The 24,667-nt window shown below is 61.7% G+C and carries 20 protein-coding genes; 6 read left to right on the top strand and 14 right to left on the bottom strand.

The annotated features are described in order from the left end of the window. Window positions 1–55: 55 nt before the first annotated feature. The 11 genes from ACK2VC_RS00180 to ACK2VC_RS00130 all read right to left on the bottom strand — a co-directional run bounded on the left by ACK2VC_RS00180 (window position 56) and on the right by ACK2VC_RS00130 (window position 11,784). Window positions 56–514, bottom strand: a complete 459-nt coding sequence (locus tag ACK2VC_RS00180) for an OmpH/Skp family outer membrane protein (RefSeq protein WP_486731593.1) — start codon at window positions 512–514, stop codon at window positions 56–58. Window positions 515–613: 99 nt separating this feature from the next. Continuing rightward, a complete protein-coding gene (gene bamA / locus ACK2VC_RS00175; RefSeq protein WP_486731592.1) occupies window positions 614–2,968 on the bottom strand; it encodes an outer membrane protein assembly factor BamA in 2,355 nt (784 codons plus the stop codon). A 63-nt stretch (window positions 2,969–3,031) separates the two neighbouring features. Beyond that, complete coding sequence (gene rseP, locus ACK2VC_RS00170) at window positions 3,032–4,402, bottom strand: RIP metalloprotease RseP (protein WP_486731591.1); 1,371 nt, start codon at window positions 4,400–4,402, stop codon at window positions 3,032–3,034. Between the two features lie 10 nt (window positions 4,403–4,412). Beyond that, the gene (gene ispC / locus ACK2VC_RS00165) at window positions 4,413–5,585 is read right to left on the bottom strand and encodes a 1-deoxy-D-xylulose-5-phosphate reductoisomerase (RefSeq protein ID WP_486731590.1); all 1,173 of its coding nucleotides are present in this window, start codon (window positions 5,583–5,585) and stop codon (window positions 4,413–4,415) included. 20 nt (window positions 5,586–5,605) lie between these two features. Beyond that, entirely contained in the window at window positions 5,606–6,424 is an 819-nt protein-coding gene (locus ACK2VC_RS00160; protein WP_486731589.1) for a phosphatidate cytidylyltransferase, read from the bottom strand. Then, window positions 6,406–7,182, bottom strand: coding sequence for a polyprenyl diphosphate synthase (gene uppS / locus ACK2VC_RS00155; protein ID WP_486731588.1), 777 nt, complete (start codon window positions 7,180–7,182; stop codon window positions 6,406–6,408). Before uppS ends, ACK2VC_RS00160 begins: the two co-directional genes overlap by 19 nt. A 57-nt stretch (window positions 7,183–7,239) precedes the next feature. Next, on the bottom strand, window positions 7,240–7,800 hold the full coding sequence (gene frr / locus ACK2VC_RS00150; protein WP_486731587.1) for a ribosome recycling factor: 561 nt from the start codon (window positions 7,798–7,800) through the stop codon (window positions 7,240–7,242). Window positions 7,801–7,837: 37 nt separating this feature from the next. Next, window positions 7,838–8,554 (bottom strand): UMP kinase, encoded by a 717-nt coding sequence (pyrH, locus tag ACK2VC_RS00145; RefSeq protein WP_486731586.1) that lies wholly within the window; start codon window positions 8,552–8,554, stop codon window positions 7,838–7,840. Between the two features lie 172 nt (window positions 8,555–8,726). Further along, complete coding sequence (tsf, locus tag ACK2VC_RS00140) at window positions 8,727–9,638, bottom strand: translation elongation factor Ts (protein WP_486731585.1); 912 nt, start codon at window positions 9,636–9,638, stop codon at window positions 8,727–8,729. Between the two features lie 144 nt (window positions 9,639–9,782). Beyond that, on the bottom strand, window positions 9,783–10,529 hold the full coding sequence (gene rpsB, locus ACK2VC_RS00135; RefSeq protein ID WP_486731584.1) for a 30S ribosomal protein S2: 747 nt from the start codon (window positions 10,527–10,529) through the stop codon (window positions 9,783–9,785). 208 nt (window positions 10,530–10,737) lie between these two features. Next, window positions 10,738–11,784: an AraC family transcriptional regulator gene (locus ACK2VC_RS00130; protein WP_486731583.1), complete on the bottom strand. Its 1,047-nt coding sequence runs from the start codon at window positions 11,782–11,784 to the stop codon at window positions 10,738–10,740. A gap of 116 nt (window positions 11,785–11,900) precedes the next feature. Here ACK2VC_RS00130 and ACK2VC_RS00125 point away from each other — a divergent pair, with 116 nt between their 5' ends. The 6 genes from ACK2VC_RS00125 to ACK2VC_RS00100 all read left to right on the top strand — a co-directional run bounded on the left by ACK2VC_RS00125 (window position 11,901) and on the right by ACK2VC_RS00100 (window position 21,060). Continuing rightward, a complete protein-coding gene (locus ACK2VC_RS00125; RefSeq protein ID WP_486731582.1) occupies window positions 11,901–13,511 on the top strand; it encodes an FAD-binding oxidoreductase in 1,611 nt (536 codons plus the stop codon). A 1-nt stretch (window position 13,512) separates the two neighbouring features. After that, the gene (locus tag ACK2VC_RS00120) at window positions 13,513–15,168 is read left to right on the top strand and encodes a glycerol-3-phosphate dehydrogenase/oxidase (protein WP_486731581.1); all 1,656 of its coding nucleotides are present in this window, start codon (window positions 13,513–13,515) and stop codon (window positions 15,166–15,168) included. A gap of 28 nt (window positions 15,169–15,196) precedes the next feature. Next, complete coding sequence (locus ACK2VC_RS00115; protein ID WP_486731580.1) at window positions 15,197–16,759, top strand: FGGY-family carbohydrate kinase; 1,563 nt, start codon at window positions 15,197–15,199, stop codon at window positions 16,757–16,759. Window positions 16,760–16,885: 126 nt separating this feature from the next. Next, window positions 16,886–17,722, top strand: coding sequence for a type I methionyl aminopeptidase (gene map, locus ACK2VC_RS00110; RefSeq protein ID WP_486731579.1), 837 nt, complete (start codon window positions 16,886–16,888; stop codon window positions 17,720–17,722). A 2-nt stretch (window positions 17,723–17,724) separates the two neighbouring features. After that, window positions 17,725–20,277 (top strand): [protein-PII] uridylyltransferase, encoded by a 2,553-nt coding sequence (locus ACK2VC_RS00105; RefSeq protein WP_486731578.1) that lies wholly within the window; start codon window positions 17,725–17,727, stop codon window positions 20,275–20,277. 36 nt (window positions 20,278–20,313) lie between these two features. Next, on the top strand, window positions 20,314–21,060 hold the full coding sequence (locus tag ACK2VC_RS00100) for a pseudouridine synthase (RefSeq protein WP_486731577.1): 747 nt from the start codon (window positions 20,314–20,316) through the stop codon (window positions 21,058–21,060). Between the two features lie 86 nt (window positions 21,061–21,146). On the opposite strand, the gene def is transcribed toward ACK2VC_RS00100, so the two are convergent. Genes def through ligA form a run of 3 tightly spaced genes read right to left on the bottom strand, consistent with a single transcriptional unit; the run spans window position 21,147 to window position 24,665 of the window. Beyond that, window positions 21,147–21,683 (bottom strand): peptide deformylase, encoded by a 537-nt coding sequence (def, locus tag ACK2VC_RS00095; RefSeq protein ID WP_486731576.1) that lies wholly within the window; start codon window positions 21,681–21,683, stop codon window positions 21,147–21,149. Then, entirely contained in the window at window positions 21,680–22,567 is an 888-nt protein-coding gene (gene galU, locus ACK2VC_RS00090) for a UTP--glucose-1-phosphate uridylyltransferase GalU (protein ID WP_486731575.1), read from the bottom strand. Before galU ends, def begins: the two co-directional genes overlap by 4 nt. Then, window positions 22,554–24,665 carry an NAD-dependent DNA ligase LigA gene (ligA, locus tag ACK2VC_RS00085; protein ID WP_486731574.1) on the bottom strand — a complete coding sequence of 704 codons (2,112 nt, stop codon included), beginning with the start codon at window positions 24,663–24,665 and terminating at the stop codon, window positions 22,554–22,556. The genes galU and ligA overlap by 14 nt, the downstream gene beginning before the upstream one ends. Window positions 24,666–24,667 lie beyond the last annotated feature (2 nt).

Raw genomic sequence — 24,667 nt, 5'->3', positions numbered from 1 at the left:
CAAACCCCGGCCCGGATGCCGGCGGATTCGGGCATCGGGAATCGAAATCCGGGAATTACTTGTTGAGCGCCTTCAGCACTTTATCGGTGATGTCGATGCGCGGGCTGATGTAGACCGCTTCCTGAAACACGATATCGTATTTTTCCGCTTCAGCAATTTGTTTGATCACCTTGTTGGTACGCTCCAGCACAATCGCCAATTCTTCGTTCTTGCGCTGATTCAGGTCTTCACGGAACTCGCGCTGCTTGCGCTGGAATTCCTTGTCCAGGTCGGCCACCTCGCGCTGCCGCTTGGCACGCTCCGAATCGGAGAGCACCGGAGCATCCTTGTCCAGTTTCTCGGACAGCCCTTTCAAACGCAATCCCAGGTCCTGCAATTCCTTGTCGCGGCGGGAGAACTCCTGTTCGATCTTGGTATTGGCCGTCTTGGCCGGATTGGCTTCGCGGAAGATGCGTTCGGTGCTGACAAAACCGATCTTCATTTCCTGCGCCTGCGCATTGGCAATGAAAACCATCGACGCCGCACACACGGCGACAGATTTCAGCAAAATGGATAATTTAGGCAAATACATCAGAGTCATTCTCCACAATCAAGTAAAAGGCACGCGTAGCGACTAGAAGCCGGTTCCAAGCTGGAACTGGAATTGCTGCTTCCTGTCGTCCGTTTTCGCGTTCAGCGGAATCCCGTAACTCAGTTTCAAGGGGCCGATCGGGGAAATCCAGCTAATGCCGAAACCAGCAGAATAACGCAGATCGGACACCTGGATTTTCTCTCCTTCGGCGAACACGTTGCCGGCATCGAAGAACGTAAACCAGCGCAGGCTGCGGTCCGAGCCTGAGCCCGGGAACGGCAACTGCAACTCGACGTTGGCAATCAAGCGCGCCGAGCCGCCCAGTGCATCCTTGGTCACGGCATCACGATTATTGCCGAGCGACGAGCTTTCGTAGCCACGTACCGAGCCGATGCCGCCAGCATAGAAATTTTTGAAGATCGGATACGGCTTGCCGCCAATCCCACGCCCATAGTCGAACTCACCGTTCAAGGCCAGAGTGCTGCTGCCAAACAACGGCTGGAAGTACTGATGCTGATAGATGCCCCGGTAATAGCGCAGCGAGCCGATCGTCGACAGTTCGAAGTTGGCGCGCTGGTAGCGGCCGACGGTCGGCACCAGTGCACTATCGCGGCTGTCGCGCTGCCATGCAGCGGTCAGCGGATAGGCGGTGGTAGTTGCGCTATCCGCACCCGGGCCGCCGAAGTCTGTGACATATTTCTGATATACGGCGGGGCTGTTGCCGCCAACGACACCGTTCAGCGGATAGGTCTGCACCGTCGTACGTTCGACGCCGATGCCGAAGAAAACCCTGTCCACTTCGGAAAACGGCACACCAAATTTGACGTTGCCGCCCAGGGTCTGCACCTTATAGTCGCTGGTGTAATACTCGGGCGGACGCACCGTACGCAAAAACACTTCGAAACTGCGGCTGACGCCGTCATCGGTGAAGTATGGATTGGTCTGGGACAGCGAGATGGTGCGATAGCGTTTGCTGGTATTCACGTCCAGGCCAATGGTATTACCGCTACCGAATGCGTTCTCCTGCTGAATCGAGCCGGTCACGCTCAGCTTGTCGGCGCTGGAAAATCCGGCGCCCAGCAAAATATTGCCAGTCGGTTTTTCCTCCACCGTCATGTTCACATCGACCTGATCGACGGTACCGGGGACTTCTGGCGTCTCGATCGTGACATCCTTGAAATAACCAAGGCGATCGACGCGGTCGCGCGAAGTCTTGATTTTCGCCCCGTCGTACCAGGAGTCCTCGAATTGGCGAAACTCGCGTCGAATCACTTCATCGCGAGTCTTGGTGTTGCCGGCCATGTTGATGCGTCGCACGTACACCCGCTTGCCGGGGTCGACGAAAATGGTGAAGGCGACCTCATTTTTCTCTCGATTGATTTCGGGATTGGCATTGACGTTGGCAAAGGCGTAGCCGAAGTTGCCCATTCGCTCCGAAATTTTCTTGATGCTGTCGGTCAGCTTCTGGCCCGAATAAACGTCGCCGTTTTTCAGCTCCACCAGCGATTTGAGTTCCTCTTCGCGCCCCAGCATCTCGCCTTCCAGCTTGACGCCGGACACGGTGTATTTCTGCCCCTCGTTGATATTCAGCGTGATGTAGATATCTTTTTTATCCGGGGTGATCGATACCTGGGTGGAATCGACCTGCATTTCCAGGTAGCCTCGATTCAGGTAAAACGACTTCAGCGTTTCGATATCGCCGCTCAGCTTTTGCTTGGAGTACTGGTCAGCCTTGGAATACCAGGTAAACCAGCCGGGTGTGGTCAACTTCATTTCCGAGCGCAACTGCTTGTCGGTAAAAGCCTTGTTGCCGACGATATTGATCTGGCGAATACGCGAGACATCGCCTTCATTCACCGCGAAATTGATGGTCACGCGATTACGCTCGATCGGGGTGACTGTGGTGGTGATCTGGACGCCGTACAGCCCGCGCGACAGATACTGGCGCTTCAGCTCCTGTTCGGCGCGATCCAGCAAGGCCTTGTCGTAGATGCGCGATTCGCCCAGGCCGATATCCTTCAGCGCCTTGGTCAACTGCTCCTTGTCGAATTCCTTGGTACCGCTGAATTCGACGCCGGCAATCGCCGGACGCTCTTCCACCTGGACCACCAGCACACTGCCTTCGGCTTCAATTCGCACATCCTTGAAAAAACCGGTGGCGTACAACGACTTGATGGCCGCTGCCGCTTTCTCGTCATTGAAGGTATCGCCCACCCGAACCGGCAAATAGCTGAAGACGGTGCCCGCTTCGGTCCGCTGAATGCCTTCGACGCGAATGTCTTTCACCACAAAGGGCTCGATCGCCAACGCCTGTCCGGAACACAGCACAAAAGCGGCTACGGCGAATGCATGCCGAGAAAAGGCCGGCAGGGAAAAGCAAGCGGAATTTAATTTCATTAGCTATTGTTTATTGTCAGAGTGCCTGTCGGCGTGATCACGCTGCGACAGTACAGGCAAGTATCAGGATATAAGCCGGATAATGTCATTGAAGACCGCTACCGCCATCAGTGTCATCAAAACACCGATACCCGCACGTTGCGCGATTTCTCCAAATCGTTCGGAAACGGGCCTGCCGGTCAGGACTTCCAGCGAATAATACAGCAAAAGCCCTCCATCCAGCACCGGGATGGGGAGCAAATTCATCACGCCCAGACTGATGCTGATGAAGGCGATGAAACTGATGTAGCTGATCATGCCGGTACGCGCGGTCTGCCCGGCGTAATCGGCAATCGTGATCGGGCCGGTAATGTTTTTCCATGAAAGCTGTCCTACCACCATTTTTCCCAGCATCTTCAAGGTCAATACGCTGGTGTCCCAAGTGCGCAGGCCGGCACGCCACAACGCCGTCAGCGGCGCGTCGCTGGCGACGATCATCTCCGGCGCCAGCGCTACTTCGACCTTGATGCGACCGAAGTTCTGGCCGTTGCTGCCAATCTGGGCTTCCGGCGTAACTTGCAGATCGAACGGCTGCTGCCCGCGCATCCCGTGCAAGCTCAGCAATTTGCCGGGCGAAGCGCGCACCAGATCGACGAATGCCAGCCCATCAGCCAGTGGCACCCCGTCCACGCTCCGGATCAGATCGCCCTGCTGCAATCCGGCTCGCGATGCCGGGCCGTCCGGCAGCACCTTGCCGATGGTGGCCGGCGGCCGCGCCAGTTCAATCCCGAGCCGGGTCAGGAAATCGCCTTCCAGATCCCGCGGCGTTAATCCGGCCAGCGACAGCGACACAAAGCCCGAAGCCATCCGCGTGGCGGAGTTGGCCAGCGGACGCTCCACCTCGAGCTCAACCGGTTTTTTTTCGAGCGCCAGTTGCACCAGTTTCCAGCGCAGATCGGACCAGATCCGGATCTGCTCGCCGTTGACCGCAGTAACCAATTCGCCGCCGCGAAGGCCGGCCTGGTAGGCGGCAGTATTTTCCGGTACCGCGCGCAGTTTCGGCAGAGGCTCCGGAATGCCATGCACGTACAAGCCGGCGAACAGCGCGATGGCCAGAAGAAAATTGGCCAACGGGCCGGCCGCCACGATGGCAATCCGACGCCATACCGACTGCCGGGTAAACTCGCGCTGCAGGTCCTGCGCCGACAAATCCTTCAGATCGGTTTCGCGGGCATCCAGCATCTTGACGTAGCCACCCAGCGGCAGCATCGAAATCGCCCATTCGGTCTGGTCGCGCCCAAAGCGGCGCGAAAAAACGACCTTGCCCATGCCGACCGAGAAGCGCAGCACCTTGACGCCGCACAGACGTGCGACCAGGTAGTGCCCCAGCTCGTGTATCGTCACCAGGATTCCGAGCGCGACGATGAAGGCAAGAATGGTCTGCAACAAACTCATGACATGCTACTCAAGCCGTGATGAAAGAATGGGTCATGGTACGCGCCTTTCGATCCTGCTCGAGCAGCACCTCCATGGCAGTCGCCGGCACCTGTGCCAGCTTGTCCATGACCCGGGCAATCAACTGGTCGATCTTGCGGAATCCGATCCGCCGCTCCAGAAACGCCTGGACCGCTACTTCGTTGGCGGCGTTCAGGATCGCCGGCGCGCTGCCGCCCGCCTTCAGTGCATCATACGCAAGCTTCAGGCAGGGGAAGCGAATGAGGTCCGGCGCGCGGAAATCCAGTTGCCCGATAGCCGCCAAGTCGAGCGGCCTGACCCCAGATTCGATCCGTTCCGGCCAAGCCAGCGCGTGCGCGATCGGCGTGCGCATATCCGGGTTGCCCAGTTGCGCCAGTACCGAGCCATCCACATACGACACCATCGAGTGGATCACGCTCTGCGGATGAATCACCACCTCGATTTGTTCCGCCGGTGCGCCGAACAGCCAGTGCGCCTCGATGACCTCCAGTCCCTTGTTCATCATGGTAGCCGAATCGACCGAAATCTTGCGCCCCATGACCCAGTTCGGATGTGCCACCGCTTCTTCCGGCGTGACCGCCTCCAGCGTCTCAACCCGGCGCGTCAGGAATGGCCCGCCGGACGCGGTCAACAGGATTTTGGCGACTCCGACCGGCACGCCCATGCGCCGATATCCTGGCGGCAAGCATTGATAGACCGCATTGTGTTCGCTGTCGATTGGCAGCAGGGTGGCGCCACTGGCTGCGACTGCATCCATGAACAACTGGCCCGACATGACCAGCGCTTCCTTGTTGGCCAGCAGAATTTTTTTGCCGGCGCGAGCAGCCGCCATCGCCGGTGCTAGTCCCGCCGCGCCAACGATGGCAGCCATCACTGTGTCACAGTGGGCGGCCGCCGCGACGGCACACAAGGCAGCTTCACCGAATTCGATCTCAATCTGAAGGCCCTTGCCGGCCAGCAGTCGCGACAGGATCTGCGCTGCTTGCGCCGACCCGGCCACCGCTACCTGCGGCCGAAACTGCAGGCACTGCTGTGCCAGCCGTTCCATGCTGGTTTGCGCCGTCAGCGCATACACCCGATAGCGCTCAGGATGCCGCGCCAGCACATCCAGCGTAGAAGCGCCAATTGAGCCGGTGGACCCTAAGATCGTAATCTGCTGCATGGTATTTTCGATTCGAGATGCTACAACCAGGCGCCGGACAATACCGCCAGCGGCAAGACCGGTATCAGCGAGTCGATCCGGTCCAGTACGCCGCCATGCCCCGGCAACAGTGCGCTGCTGTCCTTCATCCCGGCCCGGCGCTTCAGTTGCGATTCAAACAGGTCGCCGACAATGCTGGCGGCGACGATCAAGGTCAGCACGGCCGTCACGCCCAGCCAGCCCCAGGCTTGCTGCAGACGAACCACAAAAGTATCGGCTGCCGGCCAGGCGCCGATCACGATAGCCGACACGGCGAGCACCGCCAGCCAGCCGCCAATTGCTCCTTCCCATGTTTTCCCAGGGGAAATTGATGGCGCCAACTTGCGTTTGCCAAAGGCGCGGCCGGCGAAATACGCCCCGATATCGGCGATCCAGACAATCGCCATCACCGACAGCAAGTACACCGGCGAATGGAGGAACAAGGCAACCACCGCGACAAAACAACCGAGTATCGTGATCCCGTACACACCCGCCAACAGGCGATTGCCGACATTTTCCATGGCCGGCAAGCCGATTTTCAGCATCGGCGCCAACCGCACCGCCCATATCGCGACGCACAGGCTGAAGAGCAGCGTCGCCTCGGCAAACACCCCCTGATATACCAGCGCGACGAATACCACGCTCCAGATCGCGGCGATTAGTACCGGTCGAGCCTGGCCGAACAGTCGTGCACCTTCCCAAGCGGCGGCGGCAAAAAAAACCGCAGCGACCGTGATCAGAGCAGGAAAGGAGTTGAAATACAGAACAGGGAATAATATCCCCAACAGAACCAGCGCCGTAATTACCCGAGTTTTGAGCATTGGGGCGCCTTCTTTTGTTCCGTTACCTGTTGGCTGGTGCGACCAAAACGCCGTTCGCGTTGTTGATAGGAACTGATGGCAAGATCCAGCGCGGCGGCGTCGAAATCCGGCCACCAGGTGTCGACGAAATACAATTCGGTATAAGCCAATTGCCATAGCAGGAAATTGGAAATCCGTTCCTCGCCGCCAGTACGAATGAACAGGTCGGGCTCCGGCGCGTAAGCCATCGCCAGCCGTAAGGCCAGTTGGCTCTCGTCAAATTCGGAATCGGCGGGACACTCCGCAATCATTTTACGAACCGCCTGCATGATATCCCAGCGACCGCCATAGTTCGCGCAAATCGTGACGGTCAGGCGCGTATTGTTGGCGGTACGACGTTCGGCGTTCACGATCAACTGCCGCAGCCTGGCATCAAAGCGGCTGAGATCGCCTACAACCTTCAGGCGAATGCTGTTTGCGTGCATTTTCGCGACTTCGCGTTCCAGAGCCGTCACGAACAGATGCATCAACAGCGACACCTCCTCGGCTGGACGGCGCCAGTTCTCGGAACTGAAGGCAAACAGGGTCAGGTACTCGACCCCGCGCTCGACGCAGGCCTCGGTCACGCAGCGCACCGCCTCCACGCCTTTCGCATGTCCGGCCACGCGCGGCAGAAACCGCTTGGTCGCCCAGCGACCATTGCCGTCCATGATAATGGCGATATGGCGCGGGACTGTCGCCACATCGGGAATCGCCTCGGTCGAACTGGAATAAGTCATGGTTTGGAAAAAAGATAAGGGCGTTTGCGATCGCCGCGGAAGATGCGGCAGCGGCCGTCAAACCGTCAATACATCTTTTTCCTTTTCGGCAAGCAGCTTGTCGATCTCAATCACGAACTTGTCGGTGAGTTTCTGAATTTCTTCCTGCGCGCGCCGTTCCTCGTCCTCGGAACAGGCCTTATCCTTGACCAGTTTCTTCAGCCCTTCGTTGGCATCGCGCCGGATGTTGCGCACCGCAATCTTTGCGTCTTCCCCTTCGTTTTTGACCAACTTGACCATTTCCTTGCGGCGCTCCTCTGTCAGGGGCGGGGTCGGGACGCGAATCAAGTCGCCATGCGTGGCCGGATTCAGGCCAAGATCGGATTCCCGGATCGCTTTTTCCACCACGGCAATCATTTTCTTTTCCCACGGCTGCACGCCAATGGTACGGGCATCGATCAGCGTAACGTTGGCGATTTGCGTCAGTTGCGTCGGGTTGCCGTAATAATCAACCTGGATATGGTCCAGAATTCCGGCATGCGCACGGCCGGTACGCACCTTGGCCAAATCGGCCTTCAGCGTCTCCAGCGACTTCTGCATTCTTTGCTCGGTATTCTTTCTGATTTCAGCGATGCTCATGCTGCTCTCCTCTTCTGCAACGAGTAATACACGAAATTCATACGTGCACCAGGGTGCCTTCATCTTCGCCCAAGATCACACGCATCAAGGCGCCCGGCTTGACGATCGAGAACACCTTGATCGGCAGTTTCTGGTCGCGGCACAACGCGAATGCGGTCGCGTCCATTACCTGCAGATGCTTGGCAATCGCTTCGTCAAAGGTGATCGACGAATGCCGGGTCGCGGTCGGATCTTTTTTCGGATCGGCGGTATAGACGCCATCGACCTTGGTCGCTTTCAAGACGATTTCAGCGCCAATTTCCGCCCCGCGCAAGGCCGCCGCGGTATCGGTCGTAAAAAACGGGTTGCCGGTGCCGGCGGCAAAAATCACGACCTTGCCTTCTTCCAGGTACTGCAGCGCCTTCGGCCGCACATACGGCTCGACCACCTGTTCGATGCCGATTGCCGACATCACACGCGCGGTAAGGCCGACCTGACGCATTGCATCGGCCAGCGCCAGAGAATTCATCACGGTCGCCAGCATGCCCATGTAATCGGCGGTGGCGCGGTCCATATTCTGCGCGCCCGGCGCGACACCGCGAAAAATATTGCCGCCGCCGATGACCAGAGCCAGTTCAACCCCCAGCGCCGCCACCCCCGCCACATCCGCGACCATACGCTCGATGGTTGCCCGATTAATGCCATAGGGGTCGTCGCCCATCAGGGCTTCACCGGAAAGTTTCAGCAGGATGCGCTTATAGGCAGGTTTTGTCATGGGCGAAAGATCTGTTCGATATCCAATTCAATCAAGATTGGATAGAGTTTATTTGATTTGCCGGCAGTGCTGGCAATTTGGCTGAAAAACCGGCGTGACAAGCACCCCACGGACCGGCTTTGCCTGAAATACGGAAAAATTCAAACGGGCCTTGCGGCCCGCTTGATGTGACTCAGGACTGTTTGGCTGCAGCTACCTGGGCTGCGACTTCGGCTGCAAAGTCATCCTGTTTCTTCTCAATGCCTTCGCCCACCACATACAGCGCAAAGCCATTGACGACCGCGCCGGCGGCTTTCAGCATCTGTTCAACCGTCTGCTTGTCATTTTTGACGAACGGCTGGTTCAGCAGTGAAACCTCTTTCAGATATTTCTGCACGGAACCATCAATCCGCTTGGCAACGATTTCCGCCGATTGCGGTGCCTTGCCCTCAGCTTGCGCCTTGGCCGCATCCTCGTCTGCTTTCAGCTTTGCCACCGAACGCTCTTTTTCAATCAGGTCGGCCGGCACGTCGGCGGACGAAAGTGCCACCGGCTTCATCGCTGCCACATGCATGGCCACATCCTTGCCGATCTGCTCGTCGGCTGCCGAAAAATCGACGATCACGCCAATGCGCGTACCGTGCAGATAGGCGCTCAGCTTGGCGTCGGTCTGGAAGCGTTGAAACCGGCGGATCGACATGTTTTCGCCGATGCGTCCGATCAGCTCGGCGCGCGTTTCTTCGACCGTCTTGCCATTCAGCGGCAACGCCGACAGTGCCGCCACATCGGCTGGGTTGTGTTCGACGATCAGCTTCGCGCAGGCGTTGGCCAGGGCGATGAACTCGTCGTTCTTGGTGACGAAATCGGTTTCGCAGTTGACTTCAATCAGGGCGCCGACATTACCGACGATATGGGCGGCAACCACGCCTTCGGCGGTAATACGGGACGAGGCCTTGGACGCCTTGCTGCCGAGCTTGACACGCAGAATTTCTTCCGCCTTGACCGCATCGCCATCCGCTTCGGTCAACGCCTTCTTGCATTCCATCATCGGCGCATCGGTTTTCGCGCGCAGTGCACCCACCATTGCTGCTGTAATTGCTGCCATATCTTTCTCCTGGATCAATCGACGTCCGATGGGACGCCCGAAATCAAATTACGTTCATATCCATCTTAAAAAAAAGGGGCGAACCGCTGTTGCCCCTTTTTTGTGCCACTGAAACGGAATCGCTCAATGCGTTGGAAGCAAGGCTTATTCCTGTTCGCTGACCTCGACGAATTCGTCGCCATCCTTGACTGCCTCGACCACGTCGTGCATCGCATTCGCACGACCTTCGAGCACGGCATCGGCGACACCGCGGGCGTACAGGGTGATGGCTTTGGACGAATCATCGTTACCCGGGATCACGTAAGCAATGCCGTCCGGGCTGTGGTTGGTGTCCACCACGCCGATGACCGGGATGCCGAGTTTGGCTGCTTCCGTTACTGTGCCTTTGTGGTAACCGACGTCGACCACGAAAATTGCGTCCGGCACGCCGCCCATATCCTTGATGCCGCCAATCGATTTTTGCAGCTTGACCAGTTCGCGCTGGAACATCAGCGCTTCCTTCTTGCTCAGTTTTTCGACCGAACCATCGGCGATCGCCGCTTCCATTTCCTTCAGACGCTTGATCGAGGTCTTGATGGTCTTGAAATTGGTCAGCATACCGCCCAGCCAGCGCTGATCGACGTAAGGCATGCCGGCGCGCTGCGCTTCGGCAGCCATGATTTCGCGCGCCTGGCGCTTGGTACCAACCATCAAGATAGTGCCGCGATTGGCCGACAGCTGACGAATGTATTTCATCGCCTCCTGGTACATGCCCAGGGTTTTTTCCAGGTTGACGATATGAATCTTGTTGCGATGGCCGAAGATATACGGCGCCATCTTGGGGTTCCAGAAACGAGTTTGGTGACCGAAATGGACACCGGCTTCCAGCATTTCACGCATGGTAACGGACATGTTGATTCTCCAGGGTTGGGTCTGGAATCCAGTAGCTACCCGCCTGGCGGGCACCCTTTTTGGACCGGATTCGCGATTTACTTAACAAGTTGCCAAAAAAATGGATTCGGGCAAGCAAAAGATTGTACTGCAAAATAATGCATTCGTTCAAGCGCGGCAGCGGCCCTTTCGACCTCAGACCCGGCCCGCTTGCCGGTGAGGGATCGACTCATCCCCTGGTTCTGGCGCGATATACACCCGGATTGACGCCAGTCCACTCCTTGAAAGCGTGATTGAACGAGCTTTGCTCCCGATACCCGAGCAGAAACGCGATTTCAGCGATGCCGAGGTTGTCCTCCTGCAGATAATCCCGGGCCAGATCGCATCGAGTTTGATCCAGCACCTGTTGAAAGCTGATGCCGGCCTCGCTCAACTTCCGTTGCAGTGTGCGCTGCGTGACATTCAAATCCTGAGCAACCTGCGCCAGGCGCACCCGTTCCTGCGCCAGATTGCGGACGATCAGCGAGCGCACCCGGGCCACGACATCCCCTTCTCTGACCGCCTTCCGCCTCTCCTGCAACAACCGCTCCGCGTGCCGTTGCAGCACCGGATGCATGCCGACATCCGCATTCGGCACCGGCCACGCCAGCAACGCGGCGTCGAAATGTGCGTAATGCGCTTCGGCGCTGAATTCGGGTCTGGCACCGAAGATACGCACATGCTCGCGGCTATCCGCCGGCGCGTCATGCATGAAAGCAATGTGAGCCGCCGGCAACGGCCGGCCGGCCAGCCAGTTGCCGAATACGTAAATGCCGGCGAAGACGCTCTCCGCCAAGTGCCGGCTGGCGTGCGGCAGTGCGCTTTGCCATCGATATTCGGCCACGCCGCCTTGCACGTGCAAGGCTGATCTGCCGAGGTCATGCGCCAGGCTCTCGAAACGCATGGTCTGCTGCAAGGCTTGGCCGACATCACCGCAGCTCAACAGGATCAGCCCGTACACATGGTATGCGCCCAGTTTGACGCGCTCCCCGACATGCAGCCCGAAATACGGGTCGGCAGCGAGCCTGGCACCGGCATCCAGCAAGCGCAGGTAATCTGGCGTCGACAGCGATTCCGGTAAAGGCGTCAGCGCCTCCGGCGCCAGACCAGCGCCGCGCGCCAACTCTCGCGGCGCAACGCCGCGCGCTGCAGCCGCCTCCAGCAGCGGCTGCAAATACGGGCCAGCAACCCGGCCGCCATGCGCGCCGGCGGCGCTATCCGAGCCGGGAACTGGCATGATTGGACAAATCGATTGGCATGAATGCGCAATACGTGCTCAATGTTGTTGGATATGCTGTCGGATCCGATGGATTCGCGGGCAGTATAACAAGCCGCGCAAACGTGAAAAACGCTATGAGACGATGGAATGGCTGGGGCGACGACACGATCGAACTGGCATTGAACGCAGCGACACTGGCATTCCTGCGCGAGCGCATCGGCGCCGGCACGCTGCCGCGCGATGCCTCCCTGGCCGATGTGTGCCGCGCACTGCCGCCAAGCCGTTTGCCGCCGCAGCGCTTGCTCGACGCCACGCCGGCAAGCCGCGTGCAGCATGCGCTGGGTCAAAGCCTGCCGGATTGGTTGAAACTGCGCAATGGCCGGATCGGCGCCGTGCCGGACGCGGTCGCCTTCCCCGAGAGCAGCGAGCAGGTGCGTGAATTGCTGGAATACGCCAGACAATGCGGCGCAGCGCTGATTCCCTACGGCGGCGGCACCAGCGTCGCCGGCCATCTGACGGTGCCACCAGGCGGGCGGCCAGTTCTGACCGTCAGCTTGGCGCGGCTGTCGAATCTGATCGATCTCGACTGCGAGGCGCAACTGGCGACCTTCGGCGCCGGCGTCACTGGATCCGATCTCGAAGCCCAGTTGCGCGCCCACGGCTACACGCTCGGGCATTTTCCGCAATCGTTCGAATATGCGACGCTGGGCGGATGGATCGCCACCCGCTCGTCGGGCCAGCAGTCGCTGCGCTATGGGCGCATCGAACAACTGTTCGCCGGCGGCACGCTGGAAACGCCGCACGGCACGCTGCATCTGCCCTGCTTTCCGGCCTCGGCCGCCGGCATCGACTTGCGCGAGATGACACTCGGCTCGGAAGGACGGATCGGCATTTTGACCGAAGCAACGGTGCGCATCTCACCGCTGCCGCAGCGCGAATCCTTCCACGCAGTGTTTTTCCCCGCCTGGGAGCAGGCCGAGTGGGCGGCGCGCACCCTGGCGCAGGCCAGGCTGCCGCTGTCGCTGCTACGCCTGTCCAATCCGGTTGAAACCACCACCAGCCTGACGCTGGCCGGTCATGAAAAATTGATCGGCCTGCTGCAGCGCTATCTCGGCTGGCGCGGCTGCGGCCAGCACAAATGCCTGCTGCTACTGGGCGCCAGCGGCAGCGCTGCTACGGTGGCAAGCACGCTGCGCGCGGCGCTGCAGATCACGCGCGAACATCACGGAATTCACATCGGCCGCGCAATCGGTGAAAAATGGAAGCAAGGCCGCTTTCGTAACGTGTATCTGCGCAATGCGCTGTGGCAGCACGGCTATGCGGTCGACACCGTTGAAACCGCGGTCGACTGGCCGCGGGTACAAGGCATGATGCAGGCCATCGAGCAGTCTGCCGCCGAGGCCATGGCCGCCGTCGGCGAGCGCCTGCATGTCTACACCCACCTGTCGCATTTCTATGCGCAAGGCGCCAGTGTCTACAGCACCTTCGTCTATCGCCTGGCCGGCGACTACGAGCAAGACCTTGCGCGCTGGCAAGCGCTGAAACACGCGGCCAGCCAGGCGATCGTCAACAACGGCGGCACCATCAGCCATCAGCATGGCGTTGGCACCGATCATGCGCCGTACCTGCAGGCGGAAAAAGGCGCGCTCGGGATCGGCGCGATGCGTGCGCTGTGCCGCCATTTCGACCCGGACGGCATGATGAATCCGGGCAAGCTGCTGCCGCCCGAAGAAGCGGCTGGCTGACATGGAAGGCCTATGGCAAGCCGGCTGTCGCGCGCGGATACCCGCGCTGCTGGCCAGCCGCCAGTGGGACCTGCTGATCATCGGCGGCGGCATTACCGGCGCCGGCATCCTGCTGGAAGCGGCGCGCAATGGCTTGAACGCCTTGCTGGTCGAGCAGCGCGATTTCGCCTGGGGCGCCTCCAGCCGCTCATCGAAGCTGGTGCATGGCGGGCTGCGCTATCTCAAGGAAGGCAGGCTGCAATTGATGCGCGACGCGGTGCGCGAGCGCCAGCACCTGCTGCAGGAAGCGGCCGGCCTGGTGACGCCGCAGAGCTTCGCCTTTGCCGTTTATCAAGGCCGCAAGCCGGGCCGCCTGCTGTTTTCGGTCGCGCTGGCGCTGTATGACCGGATGGCGAGACAGCGCGCGCGGCACTCGCAGCACTGGTACCCGGCTGATGAATTCCTGATGCTGGCACCGCACATCGAGCGCAACGGTCTGGAGGGCGGGCTGTGCTACACCGACGCCAAGACCGACGATGCCCGGCTGGTGCTGCGCGTACTGCAGGAAGCGGTGGCGGCCGGCGCGGTCGCGCTCAATTACCTGGCGGTGGCGCAGTTGCTGCATGCGAAAGGCAAAGTCAGCGGCGCGCAACTGCTGGACGCCGCTAACGGCAGCACCCACGAAGTCGACGCCAAGCTCGTCATCAACGCCACCGGCGCCTGGGGCGACGCCTTGCGTCCCACCGTTCACCCAAAGCCGAAGCTGCGGCCCTTGCGTGGCAGCCATCTGCTATTCCCGGCCTGGCGCCTGCCGGTGGCGCAGGCGGTCAGCCTGATGCACCCGGCCGATGGCCGCCCGGTGTTCGCCTTTCCCTGGGAAGGCGCCACGCTGGTGGGCACCACCGATGTCGACCATCGCGACGACATGCGCCGCGAGGCGTCGATCACGACGGCGGAGGCCGCATATCTGATGGCGGCAGTCCGGTTCCAGTTCCCGCAACTCGGCCTCGGGCCGGACGACATTATTTCCACCTATGCCGGCGTGCGTCCGGTGATCGACAGCGGCAAGACCAATCCGTCGCAAGAGGGGCGCGATCATGCAGTCTGGCTGGAAGACGGCCTGTTGTCGGTGACCGGCGGCAAATTGACCACCTTCCGCCTGATTGCGCTGGATGCGCTCAGGCATGCGGCGCCGCTCTTGCCAGATTGGCATGCGACGCCGCGCATCGAACCGGTCTTCGCCCGCGTGCCGGCGCCGTCAATCGCAGCAACAGCAACAGCAACAGCGGCAGCGGCAGCGGGAACAGCCTTGGGCACACGACAACGGCTGCGGCTGCAGGGGCGCTACGGTCGCTATGCGCCGGCGCTGCTGGCGGCTGCGCAGGCAGGCGAACTGGAAACGATCGCCGGCACCGAAACCCTGTGGGCAGAATTGCGCTGGGCGGCGCGCGGTGAAGCCGTGCTCCACCTGGAGGACCTGCTGCTGAGGCGTACCCGGCTCGGCTTGCTGCTGCGGGATGGCGGAACTGCGGAGCTGCCGCGCATCCGCGCCATCTGCCAGCCGGAACTGGGCTGGAGCGACGCGCTATGGGAGTCCGAGCAGGCAAGTTACCTGCATTTGTGGCAGACATGCTACCGTCTGCCGCCGACAGATGCGGCGAACGGTGGCCATCCCTGAAACAGTCCCGAGCATCTTGGAGGAGACCATGTCCGGTGAAACCGTCCTGGCGATCGACAACGGCACGCAAAGCGTGCGGGCACTGCTGTTCGACCTGAACGGCGAGATCGTCGCCAAGTCGCAGGTACATCTGGATGCCTATTTTTCGACGCACCCCGGCTGGGCCGAACATGATGCAGAAGGCTACTGGCAGGCACTGTGCACCGCCTGCCAGCGCCTGTGGGCAGAGAACGACGTTTGCAAGGAGGCGATCAGGGGCGTCGCGGTCACCACGCAGCGCGGCACCGTCATCAACCTCGACCAGAACGGCCAGCCGCTGCGCCCCGCCATCCTGTGGCTGGACCAGAGGCGCACCACGCAAGTGCCGCCGATCAGCCCGCTGTGGCGCGCTGCCTTCAAGCTGGCGCGGGTGGACGGCACCATCAATTTCTTTCGCGGCGAAGCGGAAATCAACTGGATCAAGGCACAGCAGCCACAGATCTGGGACCGGACCGCCAAATTCCTGTTGCTGTCCGGCTACCTGAATTACCGGCTGTGCGGCCGTTTCGTCGATTCGGCCGGCTCACAGGTCGGCTATGTTCCGTTCGATTACAGGCGCCTGAAGTGGGCCGGCACGCACGACTGGAAATGGCAGGCGCTGGCGATCGAGCGCGACATGCTGCCGGAGCTGGTGGCGCCGGGAACCGAAATCGGCCGCATCGACGCCGCGGCTGCGGCAGCCACCGGCATCCCGCTGGGCCTGCCTTTGATCGCCGCCGCCGCCGACAAGGCCTGCGAAGTGATCGGCTCCGGTTGCATCGAACCGCAGATCGGTTGCATCAGCTACGGCACTACTGCCACCATCAACACCACCAGCAGCAGGTATCTGGAGGTCACGCCGTTCATTCCACCCTACCCAGCGGCGATCCCCGGTTCCTACAGTACCGAGGTGCAAATCTTTCGCGGCTACTGGATGGTCAACTGGTTCAAGGAACAGTTCGGCCACGGGGAAAAATTGCAGGCCGCGCAGCAGGGGGTGGCCGTCGAGGCGCTGTTCGACGAGCTGGTGAACGCTGTGCCGCCCGGGTCGATGGGCCTGATGCTGCAACCCTACTGGACGCCCGGCATCAAGGCGCCGGGACCGGAAGCGAAAGGCGCGGTGATCGGCTTCGGCGACGTCCACACCCGCGCTCATCTGTACCGGGCCATCCTGGAAGGGCTGGCGTATGCGCTGCGCGAAGGCAAGGAACGCATCGAAAAGCGCAGCCGCGTGCCGGTCAGCTCGCTGCGCGTGTCCGGCGGCGGCTCGCAAAGCGACGCCGCGATGCAGCTGACCGCCGACATCTTCGGCTTGCCGGCGGCGCGGCCACATCTCTATGAAACGTCCGGGCTCGGGGCCGCCATCGACGCCGCGGTCGGCTTGAAGCTGTATCCGGATTTCCAGTCCGCGGTGAACGCGATGACACGCATCGGCCGCGTGTTCGAGCCGGATGCCCAACATCAGGCGATCTACAACGACTTGTATTGCCGCGTCTATCAAAAAATGTATGCGCGCCTGCAGCCGCTGTACCGGGAAATCCAGGCGATCACCGGCTATCCGGATCGCGGCTGACGGCGGGCTCGCGCACAGCTGGCGTAGTGTGGCATGGCGCCGGGCGCCGAGCGGCGCCGGCAGTGCTCGACTATAATTGCAGCTTCCCCCGATCTTCACACCGGCCATCGGCCGGTCGTTGCGCTTATGACTTCCATTACCATCAAAACCGCCGAAGACATCACAGGCATGCGCGTGGCCGGCAAGCTCGGCGCCGAGGTGCTGGATTACATCGCGCCGCGTATCAAGGCCGGCATCACCACCAACGAACTCGATCGCCTGTGCCACGAATACATGGTCAAGGTACAGGACACGATCCCGGCGCCGCTGAACTACTGCCCGCCCGGCTACACGCCCTATCCAAAGGCGGTCTGCATTTCGGTCAACGATGTGGTCTGCCACGGGATTCCGGGCGACAAGGTATTGAAGAACGGCGACGCGCTGAACATCGACGTCACGGTGATCAAGAACGGCTATCACGGCGACACCAGCCGCATGTTTTACGTCGGCGAACCGTCGATCCTGGCCAAACGCCTGGGTGACATCACTTACGAGTGCATGTGGCTCGGCATCTCGAAGATCAAGCCGGGAGCATATCTGGGCGACATCGGCTACGTGATCCAGCAGCATGCGGAAAAAGCTGGCTACAGCGTGGTGCGCGAATTCTGCGGCCACGGCATCGGCAAGGTGTTCCATGAAGAGCCGCAGGTATTGCACTACGGCCGCCCCGGCACGCTGGAAAAATTGGCCGCCGGCATGATTTTCACGGTCGAGCCGATGATCAACGCCGGCCGACGTGAAATTCGCGAAATGGGCGATGGCTGGACCATCAAGACCAAGGATCGCAGCCTGTCGGCGCAGTGGGAACATACGGTGCTGGTGACCGAGACCGGCTACGAAGTGTTGACCGTTTCGCCTGGCATGCCGCCGCCGCCGGCCTTCATCCTGGCGCAGGATACGACGTCCCACCCCGCCACCGCCTGAGCATGATCGCCGTCGCGCCGACGTTAAAAGAGCGGATCAAAAGCGGCCGGCAAGCAGCAATCGCCGCATTCGAAGCGGACGGCAAGCCCGAAAAACTGCTGGCAGCGCTATGCCACAATGTCGATACGGCGCTGATCCAGGCATGGAAGGCATGCGGCATGCCGGCCGGCACGGCACTGGTGGCGGTCGGCGGCTATGGCCGCGGCGAACTGTTTCCCTACTCCGACGTCGATGTGCTGATCCTGCTGGAAGCGCCGGCCGGTGCCGCGCTGCAGGGCAAGCTGGAGCAACTGATCCAGTTATTGTGGGACATCGGCCTGCATCTCGGCCACAGCATCCGCACCATTGACGAATGCCTGGCCGAGGCGGCGGCCGACATCACGGTCCAGACCAGCTTGCTGGAAGCGCGCCTGGTATTCGGCAGCCGCAGCCTGTTTCATTTCCTGCGCGACCGCACCATCGCCGCGGTCAATCCGCAAGCGTTCTTTCGCGCCAAGACGCTGGAAATGCGCCAGCGCCATCTGAAATTCGAAGACACGCCGTACAGCCTGGAGCCGAACTGCAAGGAAAGCCCGGGCGGCCTGCGCGATTTGCAGGTGATCATCTGGGTCGCCAAGGCCGCCGGGCTGGGCAACTCCTGGCGCAAGCTGGCGCAGCGCGGCCTGATCACCGCCACCGAAGCGCGCCAGTTGACGCAGAAGGAGCGCGCCTTCAAGGATATCCGCATCCGCCTGCACACCCTGACCGGGCGGCGCGAAGACCGGCTGCTGTTCGACGTGCAGACGCCGATTGCCGAGTCACTCGGCTTCACAACCACCGATACCCGCCGCGCCAGCGAATACCTGATGCAGCGTTATTACTGGGCGGCGAAAGCGGTTACCCAGCTGAACACGATCCTGCTGCAAAACATCGAGGCCCAGTTGTTCCCGCAACCAGCCACGGTGCGCGCCGTCAACCTGAACTTCAACGAAATCAACGGCCTGATCGACATCGCCGCCGACGACACTTTCGAGACCGCGCCGTCGGCCATGCTGGAGGTATTCCTGCTGCTGGAACGGCACCCGGAATTGAAGGGAATGACCGCCCGCACCATGCGCGCGTTATGGCATGCCCGCCTCGGGATCGATGCCGCGTTCCGGCGCGACGCGGGTAATCGCGCACTGTTCATGCAGATCCTGCAGGCGCCGCAAGGCATCACCCACGCGTTGCGGCGCATGAACCAGACCAGCATCCTGGGCCGCTACCTGCCGCCGTTTCGCCGCATCATCGGCCAGATGCAGCACGACTTGTTTCACGCCTACACCGTCGATCAGCACATCCTGATGGTGGTGCGCAACGTGCGCCGCTTCACGCTGGCCGAGCATGCGCATGAATACCCGTTCTGCAGCCAGTTGATCGCCGATTTCGCCCGGCCCTGGGTGCTGTATGTCGCCGCCCTGTTCCACGACATCGCCAAGGGCCGCGGCGGCGACCATTCGCTGCTGGGCACGGCGGAGGCGCGCAAGTTCTGTAGCCAGCATGGGCTCGAAAAGGAAGATACCGAGCTGATCGTATTCCTGGTTGAGCAGCACCTGACGATGTCGCTGGTCGCGCAAAAACGCGATTTATCGGACCCGGAGGTGATCCGCGACTTCGCCGCGCGCGTCGGCAGCGAGCGGCGCCTGACCGCGCTCTACCTGCTGACGGTGGCCGACATCCGCGGCACCAGCCCGAGGGTATGGAATGCATGGAAAGGCAAGCTGCTGGAAGACCTGTACCGCATCACGCTGCGCGTTTTGGGCGGCGAAACGCCGTCGGCCGATCGCGAACTCAACGCCCGCCAGCAGGAAACGCTGAAGACGCTGCGCCTGTATGGCTTGCCAGCCGATGCGCACGAGCGGCTCTGGCGCCAGCTCGACGTCGGCTATTTCCTGCGCCATGACGCGTCGGATATCGCCTGGCAGACCCGCACCCTGTACAACCGGATCGACAGCCCGGTGCCGGTCGTCAAATGCCGCCTGGCGCCGATCGGCGAAGGAATCCAGGTCACCGTGTACTGCCGCGACCAGGCCGATTTGTTCGTGCGCATCTGCGGCTATTTCGCCCACAAGAATTTCAGCATTCTCGATGCCAAGATCCACACCAGCGCCCACGGCTACGCACTCGACACCTTCCTGGTGACGGCGCCGATGTTTGCCGGCAACTATCGCGACATCATCAACCTGGTGGAGCACGAACTGGCCCAGTCGCTGGCGTCAAGCGCACCGCTGGAGCCGCCGCTGCCGGCCCGCCTGTCGCGCCAGTCGCGCACTTTCCCGATCGTGCCGACCGTCGATCTGCGGCCGGACGAGCGCAGCCAGTACTACCTGCTGTCGATCTGCGCCAACGACCGTAACGGCCTCTTGTACGCGGTCGCCGACGTGCTGGCGAAATACAAGATCAACGTGCATACCGCCAAGATCATGACGCTCGGCGAACGCGCCGAAGACGTGTTCCTGGTGGATGGCGAGGCGCTGAATCACCCACGCAACCAGATCCAGCTCGAAACCGATTTGCTGGAAGCGCTGCACGTCTGACTCATTTCATCCATCCGACTTCAACCGATCCGCACCATGACCGAACCGCTTCGCCTTTCCAAACGCATGTCCGAACTGGGCCTTTGTTCGCGCCGTGAAGCCGACGAGTGGATCGCGCGCGGCTGGGTGCGGGTCGACGGCAAGGTCGTCTCCGAACTCGGCAGCAAGGTCTTGCCGCATCAAAAAATCAGCGTCGAGCGCCAGGCCAGCGCCGAACAGGCCCGGCGCGTGACGGTCCTGCTCAACAAGCCGGTCGGCTACGTCAGCGGCCAGGCCGAGGACGGCTATCAGCCGGCGGTGGTGCTGGTGAATGCCGCCAGCCGCTGGCAGGACGACCCGGCGCCGCAGCAATTCCATCCGAGCCAGTTGAAGAGCCTGGTCCCGGCCGGTCGCCTCGACATCGATTCGGTCGGCCTGCTGGTACTGACCCAGGACGGCCGCATCGCCAAGCAGTTGATCGGCGAGGATTCGACGATCGACAAGGAATACCTGGTGCGGGTGCAATACACGCGCGGCGGCAAGCTGCCAGAAACCGAGCTGAAGCGCCTGAATCATGGCCTGTCGCTGGACGGCAAGCCTTTGAAGCCGGCCAAGGTGCGCTGGCAAAACGACGATCAATTGAGTTTCGTGTTGCGTGAAGGAAAAAAGCGCCAGATCCGCCGCATGTGCGAAGCAGTCGGCCTGAGGGTGCTGGGCTTAAAGCGGGTGCGCATCGGCCGCGTCAAGCTGGGCGACCTACCGCCCGGCCAATGGCGCTATCTGCGCGCCGACGAGCAGTTCTAGCAGCGCCGCTAGCGCAAACGCTCACATACCCCTGTTATCGACACCCAACGCCAGGCGTCAAGCGGTCGAAATCCGTTCATACCCCATCATTCATCAGGGATGGCAGAGCCCCCGGGAAACAGCGCATCGATAAACCCGAACTGGCTCAAGTCCTTGATACGCATCGGGTACAGGATGCCGTCCAGGTGATCCGTCTCATGCTGGACCACGCGCGCGTGGAAGCCGTCCACCTCGCGCCGGATCGGCTTGCCATGCTGGTCGAAACCCTCGTAGCGCAAGCGCGCAAAGCGCGGCACCAGGCCGCGCATGCCGGGTACCGACAGGCAGCCTTCCCAGCCGTCTTCCATCTGTTCCCCAAGCGGGGTCAACTGCGGGTTGATCAGCACCGTCTCCGGTACCGGCGGCGCCTCCGGGTAGCGGTTGTTGCTACCGAAACCGAAAATCACCAGCCGCAAATTGACGCCGATCTGCGGCGCCGCCAGACCGGCGCCATTCACCGCGTGCATGGTTTCGAACATGTCGGCCACCAGCTCGTCCAGCTCGCGCGTGCCGAAGGCGGTCACCGGTGCGGCGCGCCGCAGCAGGCGCGGATCGCCCATTTTCAGGATCGCGCGCACGTTCACTGGGGCCCTTTGACGAATTCGCGCACGTAGGCGGCAAACTCCTTGCCGGTTTCCGGGTGCTTCATTCCTATCGCCAGCATCGCCTTCAGGTAGCCCAGCTTGGAGCCGCAATCGTAGCGCTGGCCGGTATAGCGATAGGCGAGCACGGTTTGCGCCTGCATCAGCGCGGCGATGCCGTCGGTCAACTGGATTTCGCCGCCGGTGCCCTCACCCAGGTTTTCCAGGTAATCGAAAATCCGGTTGTTCAAGACATAGCGCCCGACCACGCCCAAGGTTGACGGCGCCTCATCCGGCAGCGGCTTTTCGACGATGCCGTCGACCCGCTCCAGGTGCGGCAGGTAGGGCGTGACGCTGACGATGCCGTACTGCCCGGTTTGCGCGCGCGGCACATCCTGCACCGCCAGGATGCTGGAGCCTTCGCGCGCGTAGATGTCGGTCATCTGCTTCAATACCGGCAGCTGGCCCGGCTCGACATCCATGAAATCATCGGCCAGCAATACCGCGAACGGTTCGTTGCCGACCACCGGCCGCGCGCACAATACCGCGTGACCCAGTCCGAGCGGTGCCGACTGCCGGATGTAGATGCAGGTCACACTCTTCGGAATCACGTTCTGCACAAACTCCAGCAGCGCCATCTTGCCGGCTGATTCCAGCTCCGATTCCAGCTCATAGGCGGTGTCGAAATGGTCCTCGATCGCGCGCTTGTTGCGCCCGGTGATGAAGATCATTTCCTCGATGCCGGCGGCGACTGCTTCCTCCACCGCGTACTGGATCAGCGGCTTGTCGACGATCGGCAGCATTTCCTTTGGCTGTGCCTTGGTCGCAGGCAGAAACCGGCTGCCGAGACCGGCCACCGGAAACACGGCTTTTCTAATTTTTTTCATGATGATTTTCTAAAAGTGTCAGCAATCCCTGCTCGTCCAGAATCGCGATGCCGAGTTCTTGCGCCTTGGCCAGCTTGCTGCCGGCATCGGCGCCGGCCACCACATAGCCGGTCTTTTTCGAGACCGAACCGGCCACCTTGCCACCAGCGGCTTCGATCATTGCGCCCGCGGCATCGCGCGTCAAGTTCGGCAAGGTTCCGGTCAGCACAAAGCTGATCCCGGTCAATGGCTTGGGAGCCACGCTGCGGCCCGCGCCCTCCGTCCAGTGGATGCCGGCGGCGCGCAACTGTTCGATCACCTCGCAATTGTGCGGCTGGTCGAAAAAGGTGCGGATGCTTTGCGCGACCACCGGGCCGATGTCGGCCACCCCCAGCAACTGCGCCTCCGATGCCTGCATCAGGGCGTCCAGGCTGCCGAAGTGACGCGCCAGCTCCTTCGCGGTCGCTTCGCCGACATGCCGAATGCCGAGCGCGTAAATGAAGCGCGCCAGCGTGGTCGACTTCGATTTTTCCAGCGCCACCAGCAGGTTCTGCGCCGACTTGTCGGCCATGCGCTCGAGCGCCGCCAGTTTCGCCACGCCAAGCTTGTACAGATCGGGCAGCGTACGCACGATGCCGCCATCGACGAGCTGCTCGACCAGCTTGTCGCCCAGCCCCTCGATGTCGAGCGCCCGACGCTGCGCGAAATGCAGCAGTGCCTGCTTGCGCTGGGCACCACAAAACAGGCCGCCGGTGCAGCGCCAGTCGGCCTCACCCTCCTCGCGCGCGATCGCGCTGCCGCACACCGGACACTTGCCGCGCAGTCTTTGGAACATGTCGAACGGCTCACCCGCGTCCGCAGGGCGCCGCTCCAGCACGACCGCGGCCACTTCGGGAATCACGTCGCCGGCGCGCCGCACGATCACGGTGTCGCCGATGCGCACGTCCTTGCGCCGCGTTTCATCCTCGTTGTGCAGCGTGGCATTACTCACCGTCGTGCCACCGACAAACACCGGCTCCAGCTTGGCCACCGGCGTCAGCTTGCCGGTGCGTCCGACCTGGATGTCGATATCGCGCACCACCGTCATCTGCTCCTGCGCCGGATACTTGTGCGCCACCGCCCAGCGCGGCTCGCGCGAGACGAAGCCAAGGCGGCGTTGCAGCGCCAGATCGTTGACCTTGTAGACCACGCCGTCGATGTCGAACGGCAACGCATCGCGCATGGCGGCAATACGCCGATGGAATTCCACCAGGCCGGAGGCGCCCTGCAGCACCGCACGTTCGCCATTGACTGGCACGCCCATGCCGGCCAGCGCATCGAGCGTGGCGCCGTGTGTGGCGGGCGCGGCCCAACCCTGAACCTCGCCCAGGCCATAGGCAAAGAAGCTCAGCGGTCGCCGCTCGGTGATGGCGGGGTCGAGCTGCCGCACTGAACCAGCGGCCGCGTTGCGCGGGTTGACGAAAGTCTTTTCGCCCTGCTCGCGCTGGCGCTCGTTCATGCGCTCGAAATCGTCGCGGCGCATGAACACTTCGCCGCGCACTTCCAGCACCGGCGCGACGCAGTGTTGTAGCCGCAGGGGAATCCGTTTGATGGTACGGATGTTCTGCGTCACGTCCTCGCCGGTTTCGCCGTCGCCGCGGGTCGCCGCCTGCACCAATACCCCATGCTCGTAGCGCAGGTTGATCGCCAGCCCGTCAAACTTCAATTCGGCGGCATATTCCAGCGGCGGCGCCTCCGGATCGAGTTCGAGTTCGCGGCGAACGCGCGCATCAAACGCGAGTGCGCCATTTTCGGTGGTATCGGTCTCGGTACGGATCGACAGCATCGGCACCGCGTGGCGCACCTGCGCGAACTGCGACAGCGGCGCGCCGCCAACGCGCCGGGTCGGCGAATCGGCAACGATCAGCTCGGGGTGCTCGCTCTCGACCCGCTGGAGTTCCTGGAACAGCCGATCGTATTCGGCGTCGGGAATCGTCGGATTGTCGAGCGCGTAATAGGCGTAATTATGGCGGTTCAGCTCGGCCCGCAGCCAGGCGGCGCGCACCGCGGGCAGTGCTGTGGCCGGCGGCTCGGCAGTCGGAAAAGCGGAGACAGAGGAAGAATGAGGGTCCGGCGCCATCG

Source organism: Herbaspirillum sp. WTB6 (assembly GCF_057457785.1).
Note: the sequence above shows the minus strand (reverse complement) of the source record. Positions and strands in the feature narration are given on the sequence as shown.

Bases quoted from the DNA above. Each gene is read 5' to 3' on its own strand.
- ACK2VC_RS00180 (WP_486731593.1), bottom strand. From the start codon at position 514: ATGGTTTTCATTGCCAATGCGCAGGCGCAGGAAATGAAGATCGGTTTT.
- bamA (WP_486731592.1), bottom strand. From the start codon at position 2,968: ATGAAATTAAATTCCGCTTGCTTTTCCCTGCCGGCCTTTTCTCGGCAT.
- rseP (WP_486731591.1), bottom strand. From the start codon at position 4,402: ATGAGTTTGTTGCAGACCATTCTTGCCTTCATCGTCGCGCTCGGAATC.
- ispC (WP_486731590.1), bottom strand. From the start codon at position 5,585: ATGCAGCAGATTACGATCTTAGGGTCCACCGGCTCAATTGGCGCTTCT.
- ACK2VC_RS00160 (WP_486731589.1), bottom strand. From the start codon at position 6,424: ATGCTCAAAACTCGGGTAATTACGGCGCTGGTTCTGTTGGGGATATTA.
- uppS (WP_486731588.1), bottom strand. From the start codon at position 7,182: ATGACTTATTCCAGTTCGACCGAGGCGATTCCCGATGTGGCGACAGTC.
- frr (WP_486731587.1), bottom strand. From the start codon at position 7,800: ATGAGCATCGCTGAAATCAGAAAGAATACCGAGCAAAGAATGCAGAAG.
- pyrH (WP_486731586.1), bottom strand. From the start codon at position 8,554: ATGACAAAACCTGCCTATAAGCGCATCCTGCTGAAACTTTCCGGTGAA.
- tsf (WP_486731585.1), bottom strand. From the start codon at position 9,638: ATGGCAGCAATTACAGCAGCAATGGTGGGTGCACTGCGCGCGAAAACC.
- rpsB (WP_486731584.1), bottom strand. From the start codon at position 10,529: ATGTCCGTTACCATGCGTGAAATGCTGGAAGCCGGTGTCCATTTCGGT.
- ACK2VC_RS00130 (WP_486731583.1), bottom strand. From the start codon at position 11,784: ATGCCAGTTCCCGGCTCGGATAGCGCCGCCGGCGCGCATGGCGGCCGG.
- ACK2VC_RS00125 (WP_486731582.1), top strand. From the start codon at position 11,901: ATGAGACGATGGAATGGCTGGGGCGACGACACGATCGAACTGGCATTG.
- ACK2VC_RS00120 (WP_486731581.1), top strand. From the start codon at position 13,513: ATGGAAGGCCTATGGCAAGCCGGCTGTCGCGCGCGGATACCCGCGCTG.
- ACK2VC_RS00115 (WP_486731580.1), top strand. From the start codon at position 15,197: ATGTCCGGTGAAACCGTCCTGGCGATCGACAACGGCACGCAAAGCGTG.
- map (WP_486731579.1), top strand. From the start codon at position 16,886: ATGACTTCCATTACCATCAAAACCGCCGAAGACATCACAGGCATGCGC.
- ACK2VC_RS00105 (WP_486731578.1), top strand. From the start codon at position 17,725: ATGATCGCCGTCGCGCCGACGTTAAAAGAGCGGATCAAAAGCGGCCGG.
- ACK2VC_RS00100 (WP_486731577.1), top strand. From the start codon at position 20,314: ATGACCGAACCGCTTCGCCTTTCCAAACGCATGTCCGAACTGGGCCTT.
- galU (WP_486731575.1), bottom strand. From the start codon at position 22,567: ATGAAAAAAATTAGAAAAGCCGTGTTTCCGGTGGCCGGTCTCGGCAGC.
- ligA (WP_486731574.1), bottom strand. From the start codon at position 24,665: ATGGCGCCGGACCCTCATTCTTCCTCTGTCTCCGCTTTTCCGACTGCC.